Here is a 20,875-nt window from a genome sequence, read left to right as displayed (position 1 = left end):
GTACACAGTATTGCAGCTATTTTTCTTAATTTAATAACATTGTCCATTGAGTGATATATTAATCTGCAGAAAAAAACTAAATATCGCTACGCTGTAGTTTTACCTCAAGAATCTGTATATCTGCTATAAATATGATGCTCCGATGGAGTAATTACGGATTATAATTTTCTAAAACTTCCTGAGAGCTACAGTATTTTCTAAACTTGAAAATCACATCTAATAGCGGGAAATTCCTTGTATATGTTACATCACTTAAAGTAAAAAAAAGACTTTTTTGAAAATATTACTTTCCTATATTTGTTTACAACAAAACCAAAGTTTTTTTACAAACTGACGTTATGTGCCATTTAATCATATAATTAAACTATAAATTATGACAATAAAACATTTAACGATATTTTTGTTTTTTGCCTTACTTGGGTGTAAAAGTAATAAGCAAAATGTTGAAAATGCGATTACAAAAAATGCCTTACAGTTATTAGAGGACAAAAGATTTCATTCTGTTTCAATAGCTGTGTTTAAAGATGGAGAATCTACAATAAAACATTTTGGAGAATTATCTATTGGAAAAGGAAACAAACCAAACGATTCTACACTTTATGAATTAGCTTCTGTAACTAAAACTTTTACGGGCTATGTAGCCGCTAAAGCTGTACTTGATAAAAAAATAAATTTAGATGATGATATTAGAATCTATTTAAGCGAACCTTATCCTAATTTAGAATTTAATGGAGAATGTATAACAATCAAGCACCTCCTCACGCATACAAGTGGGTTTCCTAATTTCCCTATAAAAAGCGAAAATAAAGAAGCTTTTTTTGAAGGATTAAAACTAATCAAAATTGAGACGAAACCCGGAGAAATATATTCCTATTCAAACACAGCTCCAGAGTTAACAGCATATATACTTGAAAAAGTATATCAAAAACCTTATGAGGAATTGGTAATTGAATTTGTTTTGAAACCAAATAAAATGAACCAAACCAAATTCACCTTAAATGATAATGAAAGAGCAATTTTAGTAAAGGGCTACAATGATAAAAACGAGTTAATGCCAAACTTCAATAGAACTTTATGGGGCGGAATTTCAGGATTGCACTCGACGCCTACGGATTTAGTAAAATATATGAAATTGCAACTTGACAAGTCAAATCTTGTTGTAAATGAATCTCATAAAAAATTATACAAAGAAGGTTCTGATTTTTGGGAGGGTTATCATTGGTATATATTAGAAAATGATAATGAATTAATTTATAGACATCACGGAGGTATATACGGAATGCAAAATTGGTTTGTGATTTATCCTAAAAAAAATATGGGAATATCTATATTAACAAATACCAGCTTTAATGAAACAGGAGAAATTTTGGAAAACGTGGTTGATAAATTATATGAAGACCTAAATAAATAGATGTAAACTAAAAAATAAACAACACATACCCCTTGTTTAATATGGCAGATTTAGGCCTTAATTTTATGATATGTGTGCTATAAATACAATGTTCTGATGGAGTAATTACGGATTATAATTTTCTAAAACTTCTAAAAAAAAGGTGCTGTCCAAAAATTAGACAGCACCTTTTTTATTACTTAAGAAATAATGAGTTTTGTAAATAGCTATTGTGAAATACTGCTGTTTTTTGGTGGGAAAAAGAAATGCATAGGTTTACTTAAAAAGTACCTGAAGATTGCTCTTGCCACTTGTCTTAGTTCTGAAAGCGGAATGTTTCGAGAACGAAATGCAAGTCCAAGCGATAAGCTGAAACTAACCATGAAATTGACCAAACCGATGATTCCGATACCTAAAACAGACCAGATAAACATCCATTGGGTAACATAAAAGTCGGTTCCGTATAAAGCCAACGCAAAGTTTCCACTTGCAAAAGTAATGTGCCTGATATCTATATTTAATCCGAAGAATATCCCAATAAAAGCGGTACTTCCCATAAAAACACCAAACCAGAAATTAGAAATAATACCTGCCCATTTTTTTTCATATAAAGAGGCTAATTTCTTAGTCCATTTTTTACCTAAACTCAATTTTAATAATGGATGTTCCTGAATACGATAGTATATATGATTGTGTTTGTCACGATTGGCGATACTACCCGCAATAATTCCTGACAAGAACAGAAAAACTCCTGCTATGGCAGCATGAAAAATTGCTGCAGAATAAATCGGATTTAGATCTTGCATTAAAGTTGGCCATTTTTCCTTAGCTATATTATAATGAAAGGTTTGGTCAATAAGCCAGATTCCGAGTAATGAAACTGGAAAAGCTATAATAACGTTCCCTACAAAAGCGATAAACTGTGAGCGGAATACACGAGCAAAAAATATTGCAAATTCTTTATACTTATAGTCTTTTTTGTCCTGTGTTTTTTGCTTAAAGCCTTCTTGTAAAGCCCTTACCAGTGCAGAAGCGGTCATTGCAGGCTGTTTTGTTGCAAGCGTAAACCCAAGAATATAAATGATTATAAATCCGATAGAATAGTTCATGCTGTATAAAAAGACATGTCCAAATCCGCTTGCTTCTACTTTACCCAATAACAGTTTGATGATACACAGTATTCCTACGATAAAACCTCCACCAGCAGCAGAATAAAACATTTTATAATACTCCTTACGACTGTTTGTAATATAATGTTCTCCAGTATTGGCAGTATGTTGGGTTATTTCATAAGATAAAAGCTGAGTACTCTCATTAACTAATTTCTGGATATTATTTTTATCACAATTGTATTTAATCAGTTTATATGCTAGAGAAATTGTATTTCTTTTAGCATCTTCTTGATTGCCTTGTATCAAAAGCGGTAATAGCGATTTAAGTCGCTGAAGTTGTTGACGAATTCGTAAAAGACTTTGATTTACGTGTAATGAAATACCAAATTTATTACTGTTTTTAAAAGCGGTTTCTATATAATCTACACATTGCTTGTGCAGAATAATTAATTGTTTGTAACCTAAATCATCTTCATTGATAGCATTCTCAGGAGAATCAATTAGTTTCTCATTCATTAATAACAATTCTCGCTGAAAAGCAATAAACGGGCTTTCGAGATTTTCATATTCTGGCACCATTTGTATTACATCAGTCTCCATGGCAGACCCACAAATGCGATAAGTAATTACTTCCATTGCAAAAATTAACTCATTAAACGAAGAGTTTTCGTCAGTGAATCCATAAATAGAATGAAATTTAAGCAAATAAAATAGCTCTAGGATTTGTTCTTGAGGTATTTTTTTAATCCATATCGGGTCAGTATTAACAAAGAATATTTGATTTAAAATAAATTGTAATGTGTCCTTTTCAGGTTGCTCGGGAATTAATTTAGCGAAAATCCTTTTGCGAACTTCAAAAAAGAAATTGGCATCTTGAAGAATACCTGCATCAGAAAGGATTTTATTAAACTTTTTCTTTTCTAAATGGGCATTAACGCAAACCATCAGTCCGTTACGATAATTTTCATTCTCCTTAAGTAGACTAATTAGCTCCGATAAATCAACAGCAGTAACAGTTTTTGGGTTTTTCGGGCGAATTAAATTCACCAGTTCTACCAGTAATTCTACATTTTCGCTATTAAATTCCCATAACTGGGCATTATTAAAGTTTTTTTCAAAATAGTATTTTAATGTCATTTTTGGTTTTCTCCTCAATTTCATTCTAATCAAATTTATTATAGCAAATCTTTTTATATCGGGTACAAAAAGTGAGCTTGTTTGAGTTTGCAATATACTGTATAAGAATTATAGTCATTTTAATTTTCTCTTAAAGTATTCTCGCGATAGTTTATTTAGACAGAATTTTAATTCATTTCTAATTTCTGATTTTACTTTTGAAGGGGAAAAAATGTCAAACAGAAGTGCTTTTTGCCTTTTTTAGATTCATGGCTATAATTGCTGCTATCATAATTATAATTCCAATGATCTGGACAAAAGTTATATTTTCTCCTAACACCAAACTAGCAGTAAGAACAGCTACTGGCAACTCAACAGTCATTAAAAGGCCGCTTGTTGTCACTCCTACTTTAGGAATACCTACAGCAAACAAAGCTGGCGGTAATATGGTTCCGAATACAGAAAGGAAAAGTCCCCATTTTAATAAATGAAAATCAAAATGATTAGAGAAAACGATAGGCTGAAAGTTTACTATTAAAATACAAAGCGCAGAACCTGTCATAATCCATGCACTTCTGTTTTGCCAGTTTCCTTCCTTTCCAGTCTTGCTATTAAGTATAATATAAATAGAGTAAATAAGGGAAGCCAACAGCACAAATCCAATACCTTTTAATGATAAAGAGCTCCCTTCATTAAATTTTATTCCACTTGCCAAAATCGTCCCAAAAATAACAACTCCAGTTACTATTAATTCCATTTTAAGCGGTTTCTTACCGTACAAAAGCCATTCTAGCAAAATACCAATCCATGTAAATTGCATAAGTAGTACAATTGCAATAGATGCAGGAATGAATTTTACCGATAAATAATAAAGAAAAGTTGTAATACCAATTGCCGCTCCTGTAATTAAAAGCCATCCTATTTCTTTAGGTTTTCGACGCTCCTTATTTGTAAAAAAAACAATAGACCATAGCACAATTGCTCCTAAAAGAGCTTGGATAAAAGATATTTCAGGAGTTGTATATCCTTGCTGATAAGCAAGTTTTACAAACGAAGAAAGAATACCAAAACTTGCAGCGCCCACAAGTACCATTAAAACGTATCTAAACATTATATTTTTTTTAAATTATTTAAAGTTCTCTCTTTGTAGCTTTTCTTTCCGATTTTTTCCTCAATCAGTTCTAGATTTTTTAAGAAAAGTTCATTTCCATCTAGTAATTCGTTCATGGTAAGAATACAAGCTTCCCAACATTTTTCTAATTGAGGCAAGGCTAACTTTGCTTTTTCTGTAAGATATAGCAGTTGTTTCCGTGAATCGGTAGTATCAGTTTTGGTTTCTATATACTCTTTTGCTTTCATGTTCCTGATAATCTTAACAATTGCAGGATGTGACATTTGCAAACGCTCTGATATTTCGGTTACTGTGAGTTCTTCATGTTTTTTTAAAAGCAAGAATATAAGATGCCAATTTGGCTCAATATCTACTCCAACAGCTTTATAAAAGTCTTTAGTACTATAAAGAATATTATCTGTAAGGCGCTTTAATCGGCTGGTAAGTCCCACCAACTGTAATTCTATTAAAAAATCGTTCTGTATCATAAATTACGTAACTAGTTACGCAAATATAAAAAAAATACGTAACTAGTTACGTTGTTTGTGAAAAAAGAGGATAATTTAAATAAAGTATGATTACGAAATGTGTTTAATGAAGAGAATTTAGTTACATAAAAAACAGTTGGGATTTTCCCGATTATTGGTAATTTATTAAAAGGATGATGACACTCCAAATAATTAATTTTACTTATTGTTTAATTTTGTACTGTAAGAAAACGTGTATCTTTAAAACAATATAAAATTTATATTATTTTAAATTATTTATTTAAAATTCAGATGATTGTAAATAAGTTATGCATAAAACTTAAAAAAATAAGAAAGAAAATTTCCAAAATCAATAGCGGTAAAACTAAGAATCTCAATAATGGCTCTTAGAGCGTATTATAATTTTAAGTGTATAACATTTAGTGAAATACAAATTGCTTACATGACAAAAACTGGATAACTTACAAGAAAAAACTAATGGAATCTATTGAGCTAAAAGAAAAAGAATTTAATGTTTTTGCTTGTTCTAATTGTGGAGGCGAACTTAAATATAAACCTGGCACTACAACTTTAGTTTGCGACCACTGCAATACTAAAAATGAAATTCCTCAGGAAAAAACAATAATTGAAGAACTAGATTTTAATGATTATCTAGAAAAATCTGAATCAGAAAGTCTTGGATTAGAGAAAATGATTCAATGTAAAAGTTGCGGAGCTACATCTTCTATCAATGAAAGCATAAAATCTTTTCATTGCCCTTATTGTAGTACTCCTTTGGTTGAGGAAGATATTCGAGAAGAACGAGTTATAAAACCTAGTTATTTACTGCCTTTTAATTTAGACACTCCAAAAGTTTATAACTTACTTTCGAGTTGGATAGATGGTCTTTGGTGGGCTCCAAATAATTTAAAAAAGGCGGCTCTCTCTCCAATAGGATTACGAGGTATTTATGTTCCTTATTGGACTTTTGATGTCAATACTCACACTATGTATACGGGAGAAAGAGGAGAAAATTATAAAGTTACAACTGGTAGTGGTGATAATGAAAGAACTCAAATTAAAACCCGTTGGTATGACACAGCAGGCAATGTTTCAATATTTTTTGATGATATCATGGTTCCAGCATCAGGAAGTATTGATCCAAGTTCATTGGCACAATTGGGGCCTTGGGATGTAAATGCTTTGGTGAAAGTTAATGACCAGTATTTGAGTGGTTTTGTAACTGAAAAATATAAGATTAAATTAAAAGAAAGTTTTCAATCTATAAAAGGTCTCATTGATAACAACATTACAAAAAAGATATATAATGACATTGGTGGAGATGATCAGCGTATAAATTCTGTTAACACACAATATAGTAACATACATTTTAAACATATTTTACTACCAGTTTATGTTAGTTCTTATCATTATGATGGCAAAATTTACCATTTTTATGTAAATGGAAGAAATGGTAAAATGATAGGCAAAAGACCATATAGTGCAACAAAAATTGCACTAGCTATTATTATGGTACTCTTAATTTTAATTGTTGTTATACTGCTTTAGAAATTTAGGAGATGCATCAAAATAGTTTATTTATAACTATACAAAAGATTAATCTTTACGAAATTTAAAATTCGTTTAAGATTTGTCAAAAAGCACGAAATAACGATTTAAACATTTGCATATTTTTTGTCAACAACAAGTAGCTGATTTGATAAAAGAAAAACTAATATTTTTTTAGATTTTTCTATTTCCATAAATTTATTTAAATCAGCTATAACATTTGAAACTACTTTTCCATTCATACTTTTGTAAAAGGGAAATAATTCGACTTGATCAAGATAAACTGTAGGCCGCTCTAAATTAGGATGTATTAGGGCTTGTTTTATTATTATACGATCATTATTAATTGCATAAACATCTTTAAATGTAACATCGGTAGAAATATTAATTTCCTTATTCCAAAGTGAAAATAAAAACAAATCAACAGGAATTGGTTCTACTTGTTTTTTTTCAAATATTGGATGATCTTGATTATACTCCTTTTCTAATTTGAGGGCAAAATTGGTTTGGTTTTTAGAAATATCAAGTTGAAAGTTGGCTCTTTTCATCCAAAACTCTTTTTTTTCTGAGTAAGCCCATGCTTTACGATAATAATCGGCTGTCCAATGTGTATGATTAACAACCGATTCTATTAACTTTTCTTCATAAAAATTCTTTGGATGCTGAGAATCGGGATTTTTTAAATAGGTATTTATTGCAATCGCAACTTGCAATGAAAAGCGCATTGCTTTTTCTACCCCTGTTGAAGAAAGTGGATCTAATGTAAAAGCAGCTTCTCCAATTTTTACAAACTGCTTATTCCAGGGGTTTTGATTAACAAACGAGGTAACAGAACAAGTTTCTATATGACCGTTTCTTGCTTTGTTTGCTAATGGAGAAAATAATTCGGTCTTATTCATTAAATCTAAAAGATGCAAATCGCTATTATTTTTTAATGTAATTGGATCTGTAAAGCACATAATGCGATAGCGATTTCCCGCAACTGGAGATCCCCATAACCAGCCATCATCAACCGCTTCGATTAATGCTTCTTTCGTAATTGAGTTATTATCTATATGTGTCCATACTGCAATAGCCGAAGGTGCAATGGGAACTCTCTCGCTTAAAAGTGTCCCTTTGCGACCTCGTGCATCTAGTACTATCTTCGAATTAACTTTAATTTCAACCGAATCGGCTATGATTTCTAATATGAATCCGTTTTCTGTATTTATGGATTGCTTTAATTTTGCGGGTTGTATGGAATGTAATCCTTTTGCAATAGCAAATTCTAGTAACTCCTGATCCAATTTGCTTCTATCTACAATTATCCCTTCGTTATTTTGACCAGAACGATAGTATATATCGGCTGTATTTTCCCAAATCACCTTGGCGGGAATGTTGCTTAAATACGCAGAATCTTCCAGTAAATGACCTGCATTTAAATATTCGAAAATATTGTGAATTCCTGGTGAAAGTGACTCCCCTATTTGTGGTCTCGGAAATTGTTCTTGTTCAAGCATTCCAACCGTATATCCCATATCTAATAAACGTATTGCAGCGCATAATCCGGCAGGACCAGCTCCTAGAATAAATACATCGAAAGTATCAGGTACCGTTTTCATTTACAATTAATTATTCCAATTTGGTTTTAATCGTGATAATCTTTCATTCGCTTGTATGGTATAAAATAACCATGATCTTATATAATCACAGGCTGGTCTTCCTTTTTCAATTACTTCATGATGGCATCCACCACCACAAAGATATCGAGCCCAACATTTAGAACATGGTTCTTGTGTGTTTACATGTCTGGAAGCTAACCAATTATTTTGCAAGTCAGCTTGTACGCCATTATTTAAGTCGCCCATTTTCCCTACGTCTTCGTTTACAAAACGATGGCAGGCAAATAATTCTTCATCTGCAGATACGCCCATATAACCCGCGCCTGCACCACAAGGATAAGGTCTATGTGTTCCTTTAGAGATTTCCTTCAAAGCATTTACCATATTCAAAAAAGGATAACGTTTTCCTGCCAGTACATTTTTCTCAAAATTAAGTCCGCAAGCAATCATATTTTCTAACATGATGGCTAGCTGCTCATTGTTCATTTCATTTTGTCCGTTACTAGATCTTAACAAAGGCGAGAAACCTACACCATGAAAACCCATATTAATAAATTCATCCAGAACAGCAGGAAGGTTTGTATTTTCGGGAGTTACTGTTACTCTTGCAGATACCTGCATTTTTCTTTGCAAAGACAATAAAGGCTGAATATTTTTTATGATTCTATCATAACTTCCTTTACCTCCTTTCATGGGGCGATTAAGGTCATGATCTTTGCCTATTCCGTCTAAACTAATGGTTACTGAAAAACCATATTCTTCAAAAAAAACAGCATCACTTTCTGTAACTAAAGTTCCGTTTGTAGTAATGGAATAACTGACTTGTATTTGTTTCTTTTTTGCAATTGTATCAGCATAAACAGTAGCTTCTCTAATTGCTTGTCTGTTAATTAGTGGTTCTCCTCCTAAAAAAGTAAGTTGTGCTTTGCCTCCTTCCGGGCAATCTTTTAATAATAAATCGATGGCTTTATAAGCGGTTTCTAAAGACATGTTTTTTGTAGGCCCTCCAAAATCACCTTGGTCGGCATAACAATACGTACAGCCCATATTACATTTTTGCGCTATTGCTAATGATAAAGCATGCAATGGCGGACTTTGTAAAGGCTCGTCTGTAATATATTCGGGAGCATCCAGACCCAAAAAGTTTAGCTCATCTTGCAGGCCTTTATCATCTTTTTTATCCATTAGGAAAGCTATTTTTTGCTCTACTTCTGGAGAAATAGTATAAAGTCGGCTTCCATTTGGGATAAAAATCTGAGTCGATTGTCCTCCTTTTACCAAATGCGCTTTGGCTGAACGTGGTTTTGATTGCGGGACAATTATTTGTGCCAATTTCGTTGCAATCGACGCATTTTTTTTCTGTTCGGCAAACGTATCAATAACTCCTATCATTTCGTTTTGTTTGATTTAGGTTTTATTTTGCTGCTTTCTATTGCATCATTTCCTTTTATAATAAAGTTGAGTTCGCCTTGCCAATTCTCAAATAAATCTTGATAAGAAATTAATCTTGAATTTTTCCAATCATCTGGAATATAAGAGCCTGTTCGTTTTTTGGACATCCATAAATCACCTGTACTTAAGCCATTTTCATCTGGAACAATATTTACAAAATCAGGTCTGCTGGCTGCCCAATAATAGCAAGAACATTCACGGTAATCATTTTGCCACGGTGCGCAAAGTCCTTGAGTTAATTCTCCGGGTTTTAAAATTGTATCTGAAAATGCTGCACTATTACCATCAAATACTTTATTAACTACTAATATTACAGCAATATATTTTTCTACATCATGTAATTCCTTTAAATCAACTACAACTTCCTCCATTGAAGGTTTGGCTGTAAAATGACATATTACTTCCTGACCTTGTTTTTGCAAAACGTGAACCATAGAGTTCGACCATTCCATAAACGAAACACCGTTAGGGTTTGCATCCGTCTTTAAGGGAGTATTGTCCCCATCAGGAAAAACGGGACCAAATGTCTGTACCATTGTAGGTTTTCCTTCTATAGCTACCAATCGGTGTCCTACTAAACTTTGAAATTTTATATCGGTAGCTTCTAGTACATAATTATTATTTTCAATAAGAACAATACCATTAAATGCTCTTCTCCAAAGATTTCTAAAATCAAATTCCAGTCCGGGAAAGCAATTCGAAATCGCCGTTCTTGGCAAAACTGCAATAGGGTTTCCTGTTCCTCTATAATGTAATTGTGCGGTTAAATTTGTAGCTTTTAATGGGGAGCCGTATGATACTGGCAGCGTATCTGGATTATTATCCTTAAAGATTGATGTTGTTGCAGCCTTTATTATCGTATTAATTTGGCGGTAGGTAAAAGTTAGTGATCTACCATCGGCACCACGCATTAATGCAGGCATTTTTCGAAGTGCTTTACTCGATAAATCACCTATTTCTGTAGGTTTTCGCAATAAATCACCAAACCAGGGCGAAGCACCCGAACTTAACCCATTAAAGACTCTTTCGTGTAATAATTGCAAAGCAAGATTATCAACAAGGGAGGTTGCCATAATGGGTTCAAAAAAACGACCAAAATCATTTGTGTTTTGGCGTACCATTGTACTGGCAACATTTTGTTTTCCTTCGTAACTATTCCCATTCATAATTGTTGTATTCATCAATCGAATAGTTTCAAAAGCCCTGCGAATAATTTCTTCGGCTTCTTCTATACTTACTTCTCCATCTATATCTGTACTTAATATTATTTGTTCTAGCTCATCAGACACTACACGAATTGGTAAAGTATCGGGAGCAAAAGATGGTGGCCCTGCACTAATATGTGCTTTGGCTGTTAATGTTTTTTCATCCGAAACCTTTAGTTTAACGGTTACAAAACCATCACATTCATCATCAATATATCCCCAGCTTACTTGCCAACTTACTTGTTTTTCATCGGTATAGGAATAACCAGCAAAAATTTGTGCCGGAGCAGTGTAAAATATATTAGGAGTGCCACTTTCCTGATAACCACGCCATGTCCCTTTACCTTCGCTTGTATCGTATATTATTAAATCTTCTTTCTTTTCAAAAGTTGGGTCTTCTTGTATTTCTGTTTCACCAGGACCTGTCTTTCTTTTTAAATTTGAACCATAAACTTTACCGCCTGCAGGTGTATATCGTAATCTTAATTCTGGAAACTCTTTTGTTGGTTTTATGTACTGAACAGAACCTAATGGTAATTTTTTATTTGGCAAAAAGTTATTACAATCGGCTAGCAATGGTTTTGATTCATGCGAGGTAATGTTAGTAATTTTTGCTGTCATTTTATCATTGACATCGGTGGTTCTTCTAAATATTTTTATGTTAGCCACATCTACATCCCAACTAATGTCTTTCAGACTTAATCCTGATTTAACAAGCAATTCTTCAGTAAGAGGCACTAACTCGCCAGGGTTTTCATCTGTTATAGCAAACACTTCCAGGAAAGGTGAAACTGGGCGTATTTTTCCTTTTCTATCTGCCAGACTTGTTACCTCTTTAAATTTTATATTTATAGGGTCATGTGCTTTAATTTCTCCTGAAACGGGGTCTACTGTTAAAGTCGTTTTTGGTATTATTTCTCTAAAGTCAAGTGGTTTTTCTTTAGATAATTCAAGGTCATACGCTTCCATTGGTGTATTTGATTCTCCTAGTCTGCCAATTGCAATGGGAGGAAGAATTCGTAATTCTATAATTTTCATATTGTAGTATTTTAAATGTTTTAATTGAGTTGAATTAATTTGAAACTATACCAGATTTTCCTGGGTTAAGTGTACAATTGCTTGTAATAGCTTTTTATCAGCTTCTTGTAATCCATTCAAATATTGAATATGTGGTTGGTCTTTAAAGTTCTTTAACTGTACGATAAGATTATTTGATGCTTCGAGAAGGTCTTTGTGTGATCTCCATCTATTGTGTTCTCCAAAAGGCAAATCAAATGTATATGGGAGTGTAAATGGTGGTCCAGCCATTTTGCTGCTATTTTTAGCAATAGGAGTCTGAACCAATATAGTAGCCAGACTTCGTAAATTATACATTTCTCCAAATGAAGAATTGATAATCATACCACGAGGAGAAGTATTCCCAGAATGATTATAACCATCATCTAGTAAAAAACTATGATTTAAGAAATTAAGCAATAATCGATAACGAATATCACACAAGTTCGCCCAAAGTATTGCCTGCGGATCTGTAATTTTTTCACTTTCTGCTTCTACTGCCGAGGCTTTAAACGTTGATTCTTCTATTACTTCGATTTTTTTGCCTACATAAGGATTGGTAGCAACATCACGAGAAGGATTAAAAGTGCCTTTGGTATCTTCTAATAATTCTTTATACTCTCTGTAGATATGTAAAAACCTTTCGAAATGAGATGGTGTACCTTCTTTTACATCTAAACCTTCTCCCTGCTCTGCAATTTCATTTAATGCATTATAAGCGTCATCACGAGATAATAATGCTGCAACTAATACGTCGGGACTTTTTGTATAAATGCTTTTTCCATCACTTCCTCTGTCACCTTCCTTATATCCACGACCCCATTCGCCAAACTTAGCCTGATAGTTATAAGTAGCAGCCTGAAAAGTTTCATCGGATATTACATCAGGATCCTTAATTAATTGAAGCAATACTATAAACAATGCTCCAACGGTATGCGGATCATCTACAGTTGTTTGTACGGATTTCTTAATTTCGGCAGCCAAAGGATCATCACCATCCAACCAATCCGAAGAAGCTTCGGCATAAACATATTTAGCAAGGGATTTAAGAGAAAATTTTTCTAAAGTAAAAGGAAAAGGATAAAAAGGACTATCCCAAGGATAACTTTCTCTTCCAAAATTTAAGGGAGCTCCAATCACTTTTAATACATTTTGTACCGAGATAAAATGTCCCATTTCTTCTTTGGCAATACCTAAAATTATATTTTGCCAAGTATGTACTTTTTCTTGATATTTTTCTGGAATTTGAGGTCCACCTATACTGTAAGCAGAGTAAAGATACTGTAACATAAGTCCTTGCTCTATTTCGGCATCTATCTGTAGTAACATAGTAATGTAATCTTTTCCATTAAATTCTGATGGTACCTTAAAACGTTTTGCTTTTTCTAGATTTTCATAAGTGTCGGTAAGACTATCTGTTGCCATAAACATTTTGTTTGCGGCGTTCTCCGTCGGTTTATTATTGGCTTTTGCCCATTCTAATATTGGGGAAATAAAATGGTCTCTTTTCGGATTGTAATTCATAATATATTGTTTAGTTAAATTTCTATTTAATTATATCGTACTTACTACCAACTCAATTATAAATGCTAATCATTACTGGATTTTAGCCTTTTAATTCAAATGATAATTTAATAACCTAAACTCATTCTGTTATAACTGTCTAGTGTATTGGTTTTTAGTTGGTATTAGAAGAATCTAAGCTAAGTTTTTAATTAATAAATTTGCCCAGTATAAATACCTGTTTTTCATTGTTATGACATTTTTTTAATAAGATTATTATCTAAGTATTATGGCGTGATACAGCATAAAAAAACCAGAATTGATTTCCTAAATCAATTCTGGTTTTTTATTGTAATTTTCGAGGAAATACTAATGAGAGCTATTTAACTTCGATGTCATGAAATTCAAATCTATCATTATTTGCTGATTTTACTGTAATGTAGTACTTTCCAATAGGTAAATTGATTTCAATTTTATCGCCTTTAGGGATAATTAAGATTGATTCTATTGGGATTAATAAATCTGCATTTTTAGTTTTGTTATATTCATCAAACAGAAAAACTTCAACTAGTAATTCTTCATTTTTAAAAGCATTGAGTTTTTCATTTTTTAAAACAACCTTCTTAAAAACGTCATTCGGGTAAACTGATTTTAGGTTTGCTTCAAGATTATTTATTAAAAAATAATCCGCACTTGATTTCATTAAAGTATCATTTACAAATATGGATTTAGGAAGCAAAACTAATTTTTCCTTCGTGTTACCAATAACTGTTTCCTGATTAATTGTAATCGGATCAATGTTTGAATATTCTTTTAAATAACTTCCCATAACACGACTTTCTCCGTCCTCTTCCAAGTGACCATGACCAACATAAATGAAAATTTTTTCTTTTGGATTTTTCTCTAATATTTTCATGATATTTTTGGCTTGCCCTATTTCTCTTGGAACGTTTCGATCTTGATTTTCATGTCCTAAAAGATTAAATCCTAAAGCATTTGCTTTTCTTACAAAATGACCAAAATAAGGATCTTTAATATAGAATCCATTTTTAGAATTTGGGACTACAGTTGTGTTATTATCTTCATTTAGCACAAATGTTTCCATAGAGATAGTTGTGAATCCTTTTTGTTTTAAAATATCTAATAATGACATAGCAAATAATCGATGTTTAGGATAAAAATGATTCTCGTTAAGCATGATTATCTGATTATTATTGGCTAAGTCGGCAATTGTAGTCAAAACATCTTCATTGGTTTTAACTTCCTCTTCTGATAAAGAATTTAGAACTGTAGCATTAAAATCATCTTTTTTATTTTCATAATCTTTAATGAGTAAATCATATTCTTTATTATTGCCCATAAAAGAGTTAATTGTAAAATACAATGGTTCTTTGAGCATTATTTTCTTAGGATCTTTTATGGGAGCTTCCTTTATTTTCTCTCTTCCTTGAAGGAAATTTTTATGAGGCTCGACTGTATAATAATTGTACAGTTTCATAAAGGACAGTTTATCCAAATTGGTATTATCAAGATTAACTGTTTTTATATTTTCAGTAGCCTTTTCCAAATTATTAGCACGATCCAACATACGTGTAATGCAAATAATTTTCTTTGTTCCTTTTTGTTTTTCAAAAATAACAACTCCATTGATGCTGTCATTTTCTACAAGTTTTTCATGAGCAATTGTATCAATAGGATTTTCAACTTTTTCAAAAAAATATGATGTTTCTACATTTTGATCTGTTTTATAACTAAGGATTAAATTAGCTATAGAAACATCTTTAAAATCTCCAATTTTCTTTTTTAAGTTGTTTTTCTTCTCTTTCGAAAGATCTTCATAAGTTACATTTCCTAAGATATCAATTGAAACATCGAGTGAATCATTGTAAAACAAATCTCCGTAGTTTCTTTCTCCAGTTATATAATTATGTTTAATAACATCTTGATTAATTGTTTTGCACCCAATTAGTAATAGGAAACAAGATGCTGAAAAACAATGTTTTATAAATTTAATTTGAATCGTTCTTTTTCTAAACATAAATATTAAAAGCGTATAATTTTAACTGTTTTATGACCAATGACTCTACTCTATTACTCAGATTTATTTGAAGTAAATATCTTTGCTTTTAAATATTTTACTCAACAATATATTATCATAAACACATATTATGTTACCCAAAAACGATAGATTTATTTGCTATTATTTCTAATTCAAAATCTGAAATTCTGATAAATAGTAACTCAAAAGTTTCACTATCGGGAAATAAGACTACAAAATTTTATGATCTATCTAAATTAAAGGAATTCTAAAAATGCTATGAATTAGTTAATTAACTATTGATAACTTTTAAATCATGTTTTTTTAAAGAAAATTTAATAAACATTAATTTTGCAAAGTATTATATTTGGCGGCTTATCACTTATAAGACTATTTATTTAGATACTAAAAAAGAAAAGTATCTGCCTATTTACCTATGAAACATATTAAGTTTATATCTGTTATTTTATTATTCTTGCTTTCCCTTTTAGGTAGCACGGAATTTTACAAATACTCTTTTGAACTAGATAATTATAATGGACAAGAACATATTTTAGAGACTGTATCTTCTACTCTATCAATGTCTAATGATTTGGACGTGCATTTTATAATCAAAAAGATAAAAAATCGCATTGTAAGTTCTGAATCAAGTGCCTTAAAAAAAGATTACTACACCCAGTTAGTTCACTTTAAGGTTTTAAAGGACAATGTTATTTATAGTATCGCTACTATATATGAAAATCAGCGACATACTCACCTACACTTATATCAACTTTTCTAGATTTTAAGATTGTGTATTTTTATATGAAGTCTCTTTTGTAATAATGTTTTTCATTATTATAAAGGGGTTATAACTTATAAAAATAATTCTTAACGAACGGTATTCTCTCAGCAGGGAATATACGATACACTTCCATATTCAATATTTTCTCATTTGCAACTCCCTATAAATATTATTTGGGAGGCAACATATTTATATAATACCTTAAAAATTAATCATGATTATTAGTAAAAAACAATTCCTATTGTACGGTTTATCGTTACTATTTTTAACCTCTTGCGGAGATAAAGCCCAAAAAGACTCTGCCAATATAAAAACACTACCAGTTTACAAGATAACTTTAAGAGACACTGTAGTTTCTAACCGATTTGTTGCAGATGTTCACGCCAAAAATAATGTTGAAATCCATGTACGTATACCAGGATTATTAGATAAAGTGTATGTTAGTGAAGGACAAAAGGTAAAAAAAGGACAAATCCTTTTTAAGATTAGCGATGCCGAATTACAAATACAACTTATAAAGGCAGATGCTGTTTACAAAAGTATGTTGGCCGACCTAAGAATGGCAAATGTGGAGCTTGAGCAAGCACAAACTCTTTTTAATAAAAAGGTAATTGCAAATCAGGAATTAGAATTATCTAAGGCAAAACATGATGCGGCTACAGCCAAAGTTGCCCATGCTGCTGCTGAGAAAAAATCGATTAATCAGCAAATAAGTTTTACCACATTAAGAGCTCCATTTGATGGTACAATAGATCGTATTCCGTTTAAGGAAGGAAGTCTTGTAGAAAATGGTTCGCTCCTAACTACACTTTCTCAGTTAGATGATGTATATGCTTATTTCTCTATACCAGAGAATATTTATTTCCAGATGATGGCAGATAAAAGCCTGAATACAAAAGGGGATATAAAACTGGTATTACCAAACGGAATGGTATATGACCAACAAGGTGAACTTAAAACTGCCGATGGAGAGATTGACAGGCAAACGGGCTCTATCCAATACAAAGCTAAATTTAATAATCCGCAAGGTTTTATAAAACATGGAACATCAGGAAAATTGATTATTTCTGAGCCAAGAACCAATGTTATGCTAATTCCTCATAAAGCAGTTTTCTCTATTCAGGATAAACAATTTGTATTTGTTGTAAACAAAGAGGGTATCGTAAAAATGACCAATATTACCATTGCTAGCACTCTAGATGATGTATATATCTTAAATAAAGGGTTGAAAAAGAATGATCTTATCGTACAAGAAGGTACTCAATCACTGAGAGACGGAGATAAAATCAATATAAAACAAATGCAAAGCGCAAGCTTGTAATCAATCACTTAATTACAATTAAAAAGATATAAAATGATAGAGATGTTTATCAAAAGAAAAATATTATCATTAATCATTTCGGTTATGATAGTTTTGCTCGGAATATTAGCTTTATTCCAGCTACCTATAACACAATTTCCAGATATAGTTCCGCCATCGGTAACAGTGACTGCTAAATATACTGGTGCCAATGCCGAGGTTTCTGCCAATGCAGTTGCGCTTCCTTTGGAACGAGCCATAAATGGTGTGCCGGGAATGACTTATATGTCTACAGTTACATCAAATGATGGTTTAACGCTGATTCAAGTATTTTTTGAAGTAGGAACCGATCCCGATCTGGCCGCGGTAAACGTACAAAATAGGGTTACCACAATTCTGGATGAACTTCCCGAAGAGGTTATACGTGCCGGAGTAACTACCGAGAAGGAAGTTAACAGTATGTTGATGTACCTGAATGTTACTAGTACAGATAAGATTCAGGACGAACAGTTTATCTTCAATTTTACGGATATTAATATTCTTCAGGAATTAAAGCGTATTGATGGTGTTGGACGTGCTGAAATTATGGGGCAGAAAGAATATTCGATGCGAGTATGGCTTGATCCGCAAAAGATGCTGTCTTATAATATTTCGGCAAACGAAGTTATAAACTCATTGCAAAAGCAAAATATATCTGCTGCTCCGGGTAAAGTTGGTGAAGGATCAGGACAACTGGACAGTCACGTTCAGTATGTTATAAAATACGGAGGAAAATTCTATGAGCCTAAACAGTATGAAGAAATACCGCTAAGAGCCAATTCTGATGGTACTATCTTAAAACTGAAAGATATCTCAAAAATAGAATTGGGATCTATGAGCTACGGAATGGTTTCTAAGACTGACGGAAAACCTTCGGCTTCGATTATGCTTAAGCAAAGACCAGGTTCTAACGCATCTGAGGTAATTGCCAGCGTAAAAGCAAAAATGGCAGAACTAAAAGGAAGTTCTTTTCCTCCGGGAATGAATTATAATATTGCTTATGATGTATCTCGTTTTCTTGATGCATCTATAGACGAAGTTTTAGTAACTCTTGTAGAAGCTTTTCTTCTTGTAGCCTTTGTAGTTTTTATATTCCTTCAAGACTGGCGTTCTACACTTATTCCTGTATTGGCAGTACCTGTAGCTCTTATTGGTTCATTTACTTTTATGTCGATGATGGGTTTCTCAATAAACCTTCTTACTCTTTTTGCTTTAGTACTATCGATAGGAATTGTCGTCGATAATGCCATTGTCGTCGTCGAAGCCGTACACGTTAAAATCACGGAAGAACACATGGATCCATTACCCGCCACGATAAGTGCGATGAAAGAAATCACTGGTGCCATTATTGCAATTACTATTGTAATGGCTGCCGTATTTATTCCTGTAGCTTTCCTTAGCGGACCAGTTGGAGTTTTCTATAGGCAATTCTCGCTTACAATGGCCATTAGTATTGTAATTTCGGGTATAAATGCGCTTACGCTAACTCCTGCTCTATGTGCTATAATGCTTAGGCGACATGATCCTAACAAAGAGAAAACATCATTGCTAGATCGTTTCTTTTATCGATTTAATAAATGGTTTGACAAAATTACTTCAAAATATATCAGAGTACTTTCTAAACTTGCAGATCGTAGCTCTGTTACCATAGGAATTTTGGTTTTGTTTTGTATTCTTACTTGGGGTACATCTGCTCTTTTACCTTCAGGATTTATACCTTCTGAGGATCAGGGAATGGTATATGTAAGTGTAACTACACCACAAGGTGCTACTGTAGAACGTACAGAAAAAGTGCTTGACGAAGTAACTCGTATTGCAAAAGGAATAGAAGGTGTAGATAATGTTACTACACTTGCAGGTTATAGTATTGTTACCGAAATCGCTGGTGCATCTTACGGTATGGGAATGATTAACCTAAAAGATTGGAGTAATCGAGATATATCTGTAAACGATTTTATTGCAAAATTAACGGAGAAAACTAAAGGTATTTCGGATGCACAAATTGAAGTTTTTGCTCCGCCTACAGTTCCTGGATTTGGTAATACAAGTGGTTTCGAACTCCGTTTACTAGATAAAACTGGAGGTCCGATTAGTAACACAGATGAAGTTACTAAAAACTTTATAAAGGAATTAAATGCCACGCCCGAAATACAAAATTCATTTACAAGTTTTGATGCTACTTTCCCTCAATATATGATACATATTGATTATGATCTTGCTGCCAAAAAAGGAGTTTCTGTAGATAATGCTATGTCGACTTTGCAAACCATGTTGGGGTCATTTTACGCAACAAACTTTATTCGTTTTTCTCAGATGTATAAAGTAATGGTACAAGCAAGTCCACAATTCCGAAAAAATCCTGAAAGTATACTTGATATGTATCTTAAAAATGATGCAGGCGAAATGGTTCCGTTTTCTACATTCGTAAAATTAGAGCGTGTGTATGGACCAGAAGTTCTTACACGTTATAATATGTATATGTCGGCTATGATTAATGGCGAGCCTGCTCCGGGCTTTAGTTCTGGAGAAGCTATTGCAGCCGTAGAGAAAATTGCAGCCGAGAAACTTCCGGGTAAATTTGAACTGGAATGGTCAGGAATGACTCGAGAAGAAATTCTTTCAGGAAACCAAACGATATACATTTTTGCCCTGTGTTTATTGTTTGTATACTTATTACTTGCTGCACAATACGAGAGTTTACTACTACCCTTCCCTGTACTATTATCGCTTCCTGTAGGTGTTTTTGGTTCTTATCTTGCACTTCTCGCTGTGGGGTTAGACAATAATATTTATGCCCAGGTTGCCTTGGTAATGCTTATAGGACTACTGGCCAAAAATGCCATCTTGATTGTAGAGTTTGCGATGGCTCAAAACAAACTAGGACAAGGTATAACTGAAGCTGCTATAGAAGGTGCCAGACTTCGTTTTAGACCTATCTTAATGACATCATTTGCCTTTATTGCCGGACTTATACCTTTATGTGTTGCTTCTGGTGCGGGTGCAATTGGTAACCGTTCTATTGGTACTGCGGCAGCTGGAGGAATGTTTATCGGGACTGTTTTTGGTCTTTTAATCATTCCTGGTCTTTATATACTATTCGCAAAACTTGAAAAAGCTTCGAAAAAATAAATT

Annotated in this window: 12 protein-coding genes; 4 read left to right on the top strand and 8 right to left on the bottom strand. The window is 32.7% G+C overall.

Translation table 11 applies throughout. The annotated features are described in order from the left end of the window. Positions 1-373 precede the first annotated feature (373 nt). Positions 374-1,411 (top strand): serine hydrolase domain-containing protein, encoded by a 1,038-nt coding sequence (locus tag SHI72_RS07455; RefSeq protein ID WP_323489584.1) that lies wholly within the window; start codon positions 374-376, stop codon positions 1,409-1,411. A 206-nt stretch (positions 1,412-1,617) separates the two neighbouring features. On the opposite strand, the gene SHI72_RS07450 is transcribed toward SHI72_RS07455, so the two are convergent. The 3 genes from SHI72_RS07450 to SHI72_RS07440 all read right to left on the bottom strand — a co-directional run bounded on the left by SHI72_RS07450 (position 1,618) and on the right by SHI72_RS07440 (position 5,217). Further along, the gene (locus tag SHI72_RS07450; protein ID WP_240474670.1) at positions 1,618-3,639 is read right to left on the bottom strand and encodes a site-specific recombinase; all 2,022 of its coding nucleotides are present in this window, start codon (positions 3,637-3,639) and stop codon (positions 1,618-1,620) included. 214 nt (positions 3,640-3,853) lie between these two features. Further along, on the bottom strand, positions 3,854-4,729 hold the full coding sequence (locus SHI72_RS07445; protein ID WP_323489583.1) for a DMT family transporter: 876 nt from the start codon (positions 4,727-4,729) through the stop codon (positions 3,854-3,856). Further along, complete coding sequence (locus tag SHI72_RS07440; RefSeq protein ID WP_323489582.1) at positions 4,729-5,217, bottom strand: MarR family winged helix-turn-helix transcriptional regulator; 489 nt, start codon at positions 5,215-5,217, stop codon at positions 4,729-4,731. Before SHI72_RS07440 ends, SHI72_RS07445 begins: the two co-directional genes overlap by 1 nt. A 477-nt stretch (positions 5,218-5,694) precedes the next feature. Here SHI72_RS07440 and SHI72_RS07435 point away from each other — a divergent pair, with 477 nt between their 5' ends. Next, a complete protein-coding gene (locus tag SHI72_RS07435; protein ID WP_323489581.1) occupies positions 5,695-6,765 on the top strand; it encodes a hypothetical protein in 1,071 nt (356 codons plus the stop codon). A 107-nt stretch (positions 6,766-6,872) separates the two neighbouring features. On the opposite strand, the gene SHI72_RS07430 is transcribed toward SHI72_RS07435, so the two are convergent. The 5 genes from SHI72_RS07430 to SHI72_RS07410 form a co-directional block, all read right to left on the bottom strand. Further along, positions 6,873-8,366: an NAD(P)/FAD-dependent oxidoreductase gene (locus tag SHI72_RS07430; protein ID WP_323489580.1), complete on the bottom strand. Its 1,494-nt coding sequence runs from the start codon at positions 8,364-8,366 to the stop codon at positions 6,873-6,875. Positions 8,367-8,372: 6 nt separating this feature from the next. Next, positions 8,373-9,758 carry a radical SAM/SPASM domain-containing protein gene (locus SHI72_RS07425; RefSeq protein ID WP_323489579.1) on the bottom strand — a complete coding sequence of 462 codons (1,386 nt, stop codon included), beginning with the start codon at positions 9,756-9,758 and terminating at the stop codon, positions 8,373-8,375. Beyond that, on the bottom strand, positions 9,755-12,061 hold the full coding sequence (locus SHI72_RS07420) for a hypothetical protein (protein ID WP_323489578.1): 2,307 nt from the start codon (positions 12,059-12,061) through the stop codon (positions 9,755-9,757). Before SHI72_RS07420 ends, SHI72_RS07425 begins: the two co-directional genes overlap by 4 nt. Positions 12,062-12,106: 45 nt before the next feature. Next, the gene (locus SHI72_RS07415; protein ID WP_039112071.1) at positions 12,107-13,603 is read right to left on the bottom strand and encodes a ferritin-like domain-containing protein; all 1,497 of its coding nucleotides are present in this window, start codon (positions 13,601-13,603) and stop codon (positions 12,107-12,109) included. Between the two features lie 358 nt (positions 13,604-13,961). Further along, positions 13,962-15,620 (bottom strand): hypothetical protein, encoded by a 1,659-nt coding sequence (locus tag SHI72_RS07410; protein WP_039117376.1) that lies wholly within the window; start codon positions 15,618-15,620, stop codon positions 13,962-13,964. Positions 15,621-16,618: 998 nt separating this feature from the next. On the opposite strand from SHI72_RS07410, the gene SHI72_RS07405 reads away from it, so the two are divergent. Both SHI72_RS07405 and SHI72_RS07400 read left to right on the top strand, forming a co-directional pair. Beyond that, the gene (locus tag SHI72_RS07405; RefSeq protein WP_086893811.1) at positions 16,619-17,725 is read left to right on the top strand and encodes an efflux RND transporter periplasmic adaptor subunit; all 1,107 of its coding nucleotides are present in this window, start codon (positions 16,619-16,621) and stop codon (positions 17,723-17,725) included. Between the two features lie 33 nt (positions 17,726-17,758). Beyond that, entirely contained in the window at positions 17,759-20,872 is a 3,114-nt protein-coding gene (locus tag SHI72_RS07400) for an efflux RND transporter permease subunit (protein WP_323489577.1), read from the top strand. The last annotated feature ends 3 nt before the right edge of the window (positions 20,873-20,875 follow it).

The organism is Flavobacterium sp. PL02 (genome assembly GCF_035013205.1).
In the GTDB taxonomy this organism is placed as follows: domain Bacteria; phylum Bacteroidota; class Bacteroidia; order Flavobacteriales; family Flavobacteriaceae; genus Flavobacterium.
This window is presented reverse-complemented; position numbering and strand designations above follow the sequence as displayed.

What these genes read in the sequence shown, in the direction of transcription:
- SHI72_RS07455 (WP_323489584.1), top strand. Translation starts at nt 374, where the DNA reads ATGACAATAAAACATTTAACGATATTTTTGTTTTTTGCCTTACTTGGG.
- SHI72_RS07450 (WP_240474670.1), bottom strand. Translation starts at nt 3,639, where the DNA reads ATGACATTAAAATACTATTTTGAAAAAAACTTTAATAATGCCCAGTTA.
- SHI72_RS07445 (WP_323489583.1), bottom strand. Translation starts at nt 4,729, where the DNA reads ATGTTTAGATACGTTTTAATGGTACTTGTGGGCGCTGCAAGTTTTGGT.
- SHI72_RS07440 (WP_323489582.1), bottom strand. Translation starts at nt 5,217, where the DNA reads ATGATACAGAACGATTTTTTAATAGAATTACAGTTGGTGGGACTTACC.
- SHI72_RS07435 (WP_323489581.1), top strand. Translation starts at nt 5,695, where the DNA reads ATGGAATCTATTGAGCTAAAAGAAAAAGAATTTAATGTTTTTGCTTGT.
- SHI72_RS07430 (WP_323489580.1), bottom strand. Translation starts at nt 8,366, where the DNA reads ATGAAAACGGTACCTGATACTTTCGATGTATTTATTCTAGGAGCTGGT.
- SHI72_RS07425 (WP_323489579.1), bottom strand. Translation starts at nt 9,758, where the DNA reads ATGATAGGAGTTATTGATACGTTTGCCGAACAGAAAAAAAATGCGTCG.
- SHI72_RS07420 (WP_323489578.1), bottom strand. Translation starts at nt 12,061, where the DNA reads ATGAAAATTATAGAATTACGAATTCTTCCTCCCATTGCAATTGGCAGA.
- SHI72_RS07415 (WP_039112071.1), bottom strand. Translation starts at nt 13,603, where the DNA reads ATGAATTACAATCCGAAAAGAGACCATTTTATTTCCCCAATATTAGAA.
- SHI72_RS07410 (WP_039117376.1), bottom strand. Translation starts at nt 15,620, where the DNA reads ATGTTTAGAAAAAGAACGATTCAAATTAAATTTATAAAACATTGTTTT.
- SHI72_RS07405 (WP_086893811.1), top strand. Translation starts at nt 16,619, where the DNA reads ATGATTATTAGTAAAAAACAATTCCTATTGTACGGTTTATCGTTACTA.
- SHI72_RS07400 (WP_323489577.1), top strand. Translation starts at nt 17,759, where the DNA reads ATGATAGAGATGTTTATCAAAAGAAAAATATTATCATTAATCATTTCG.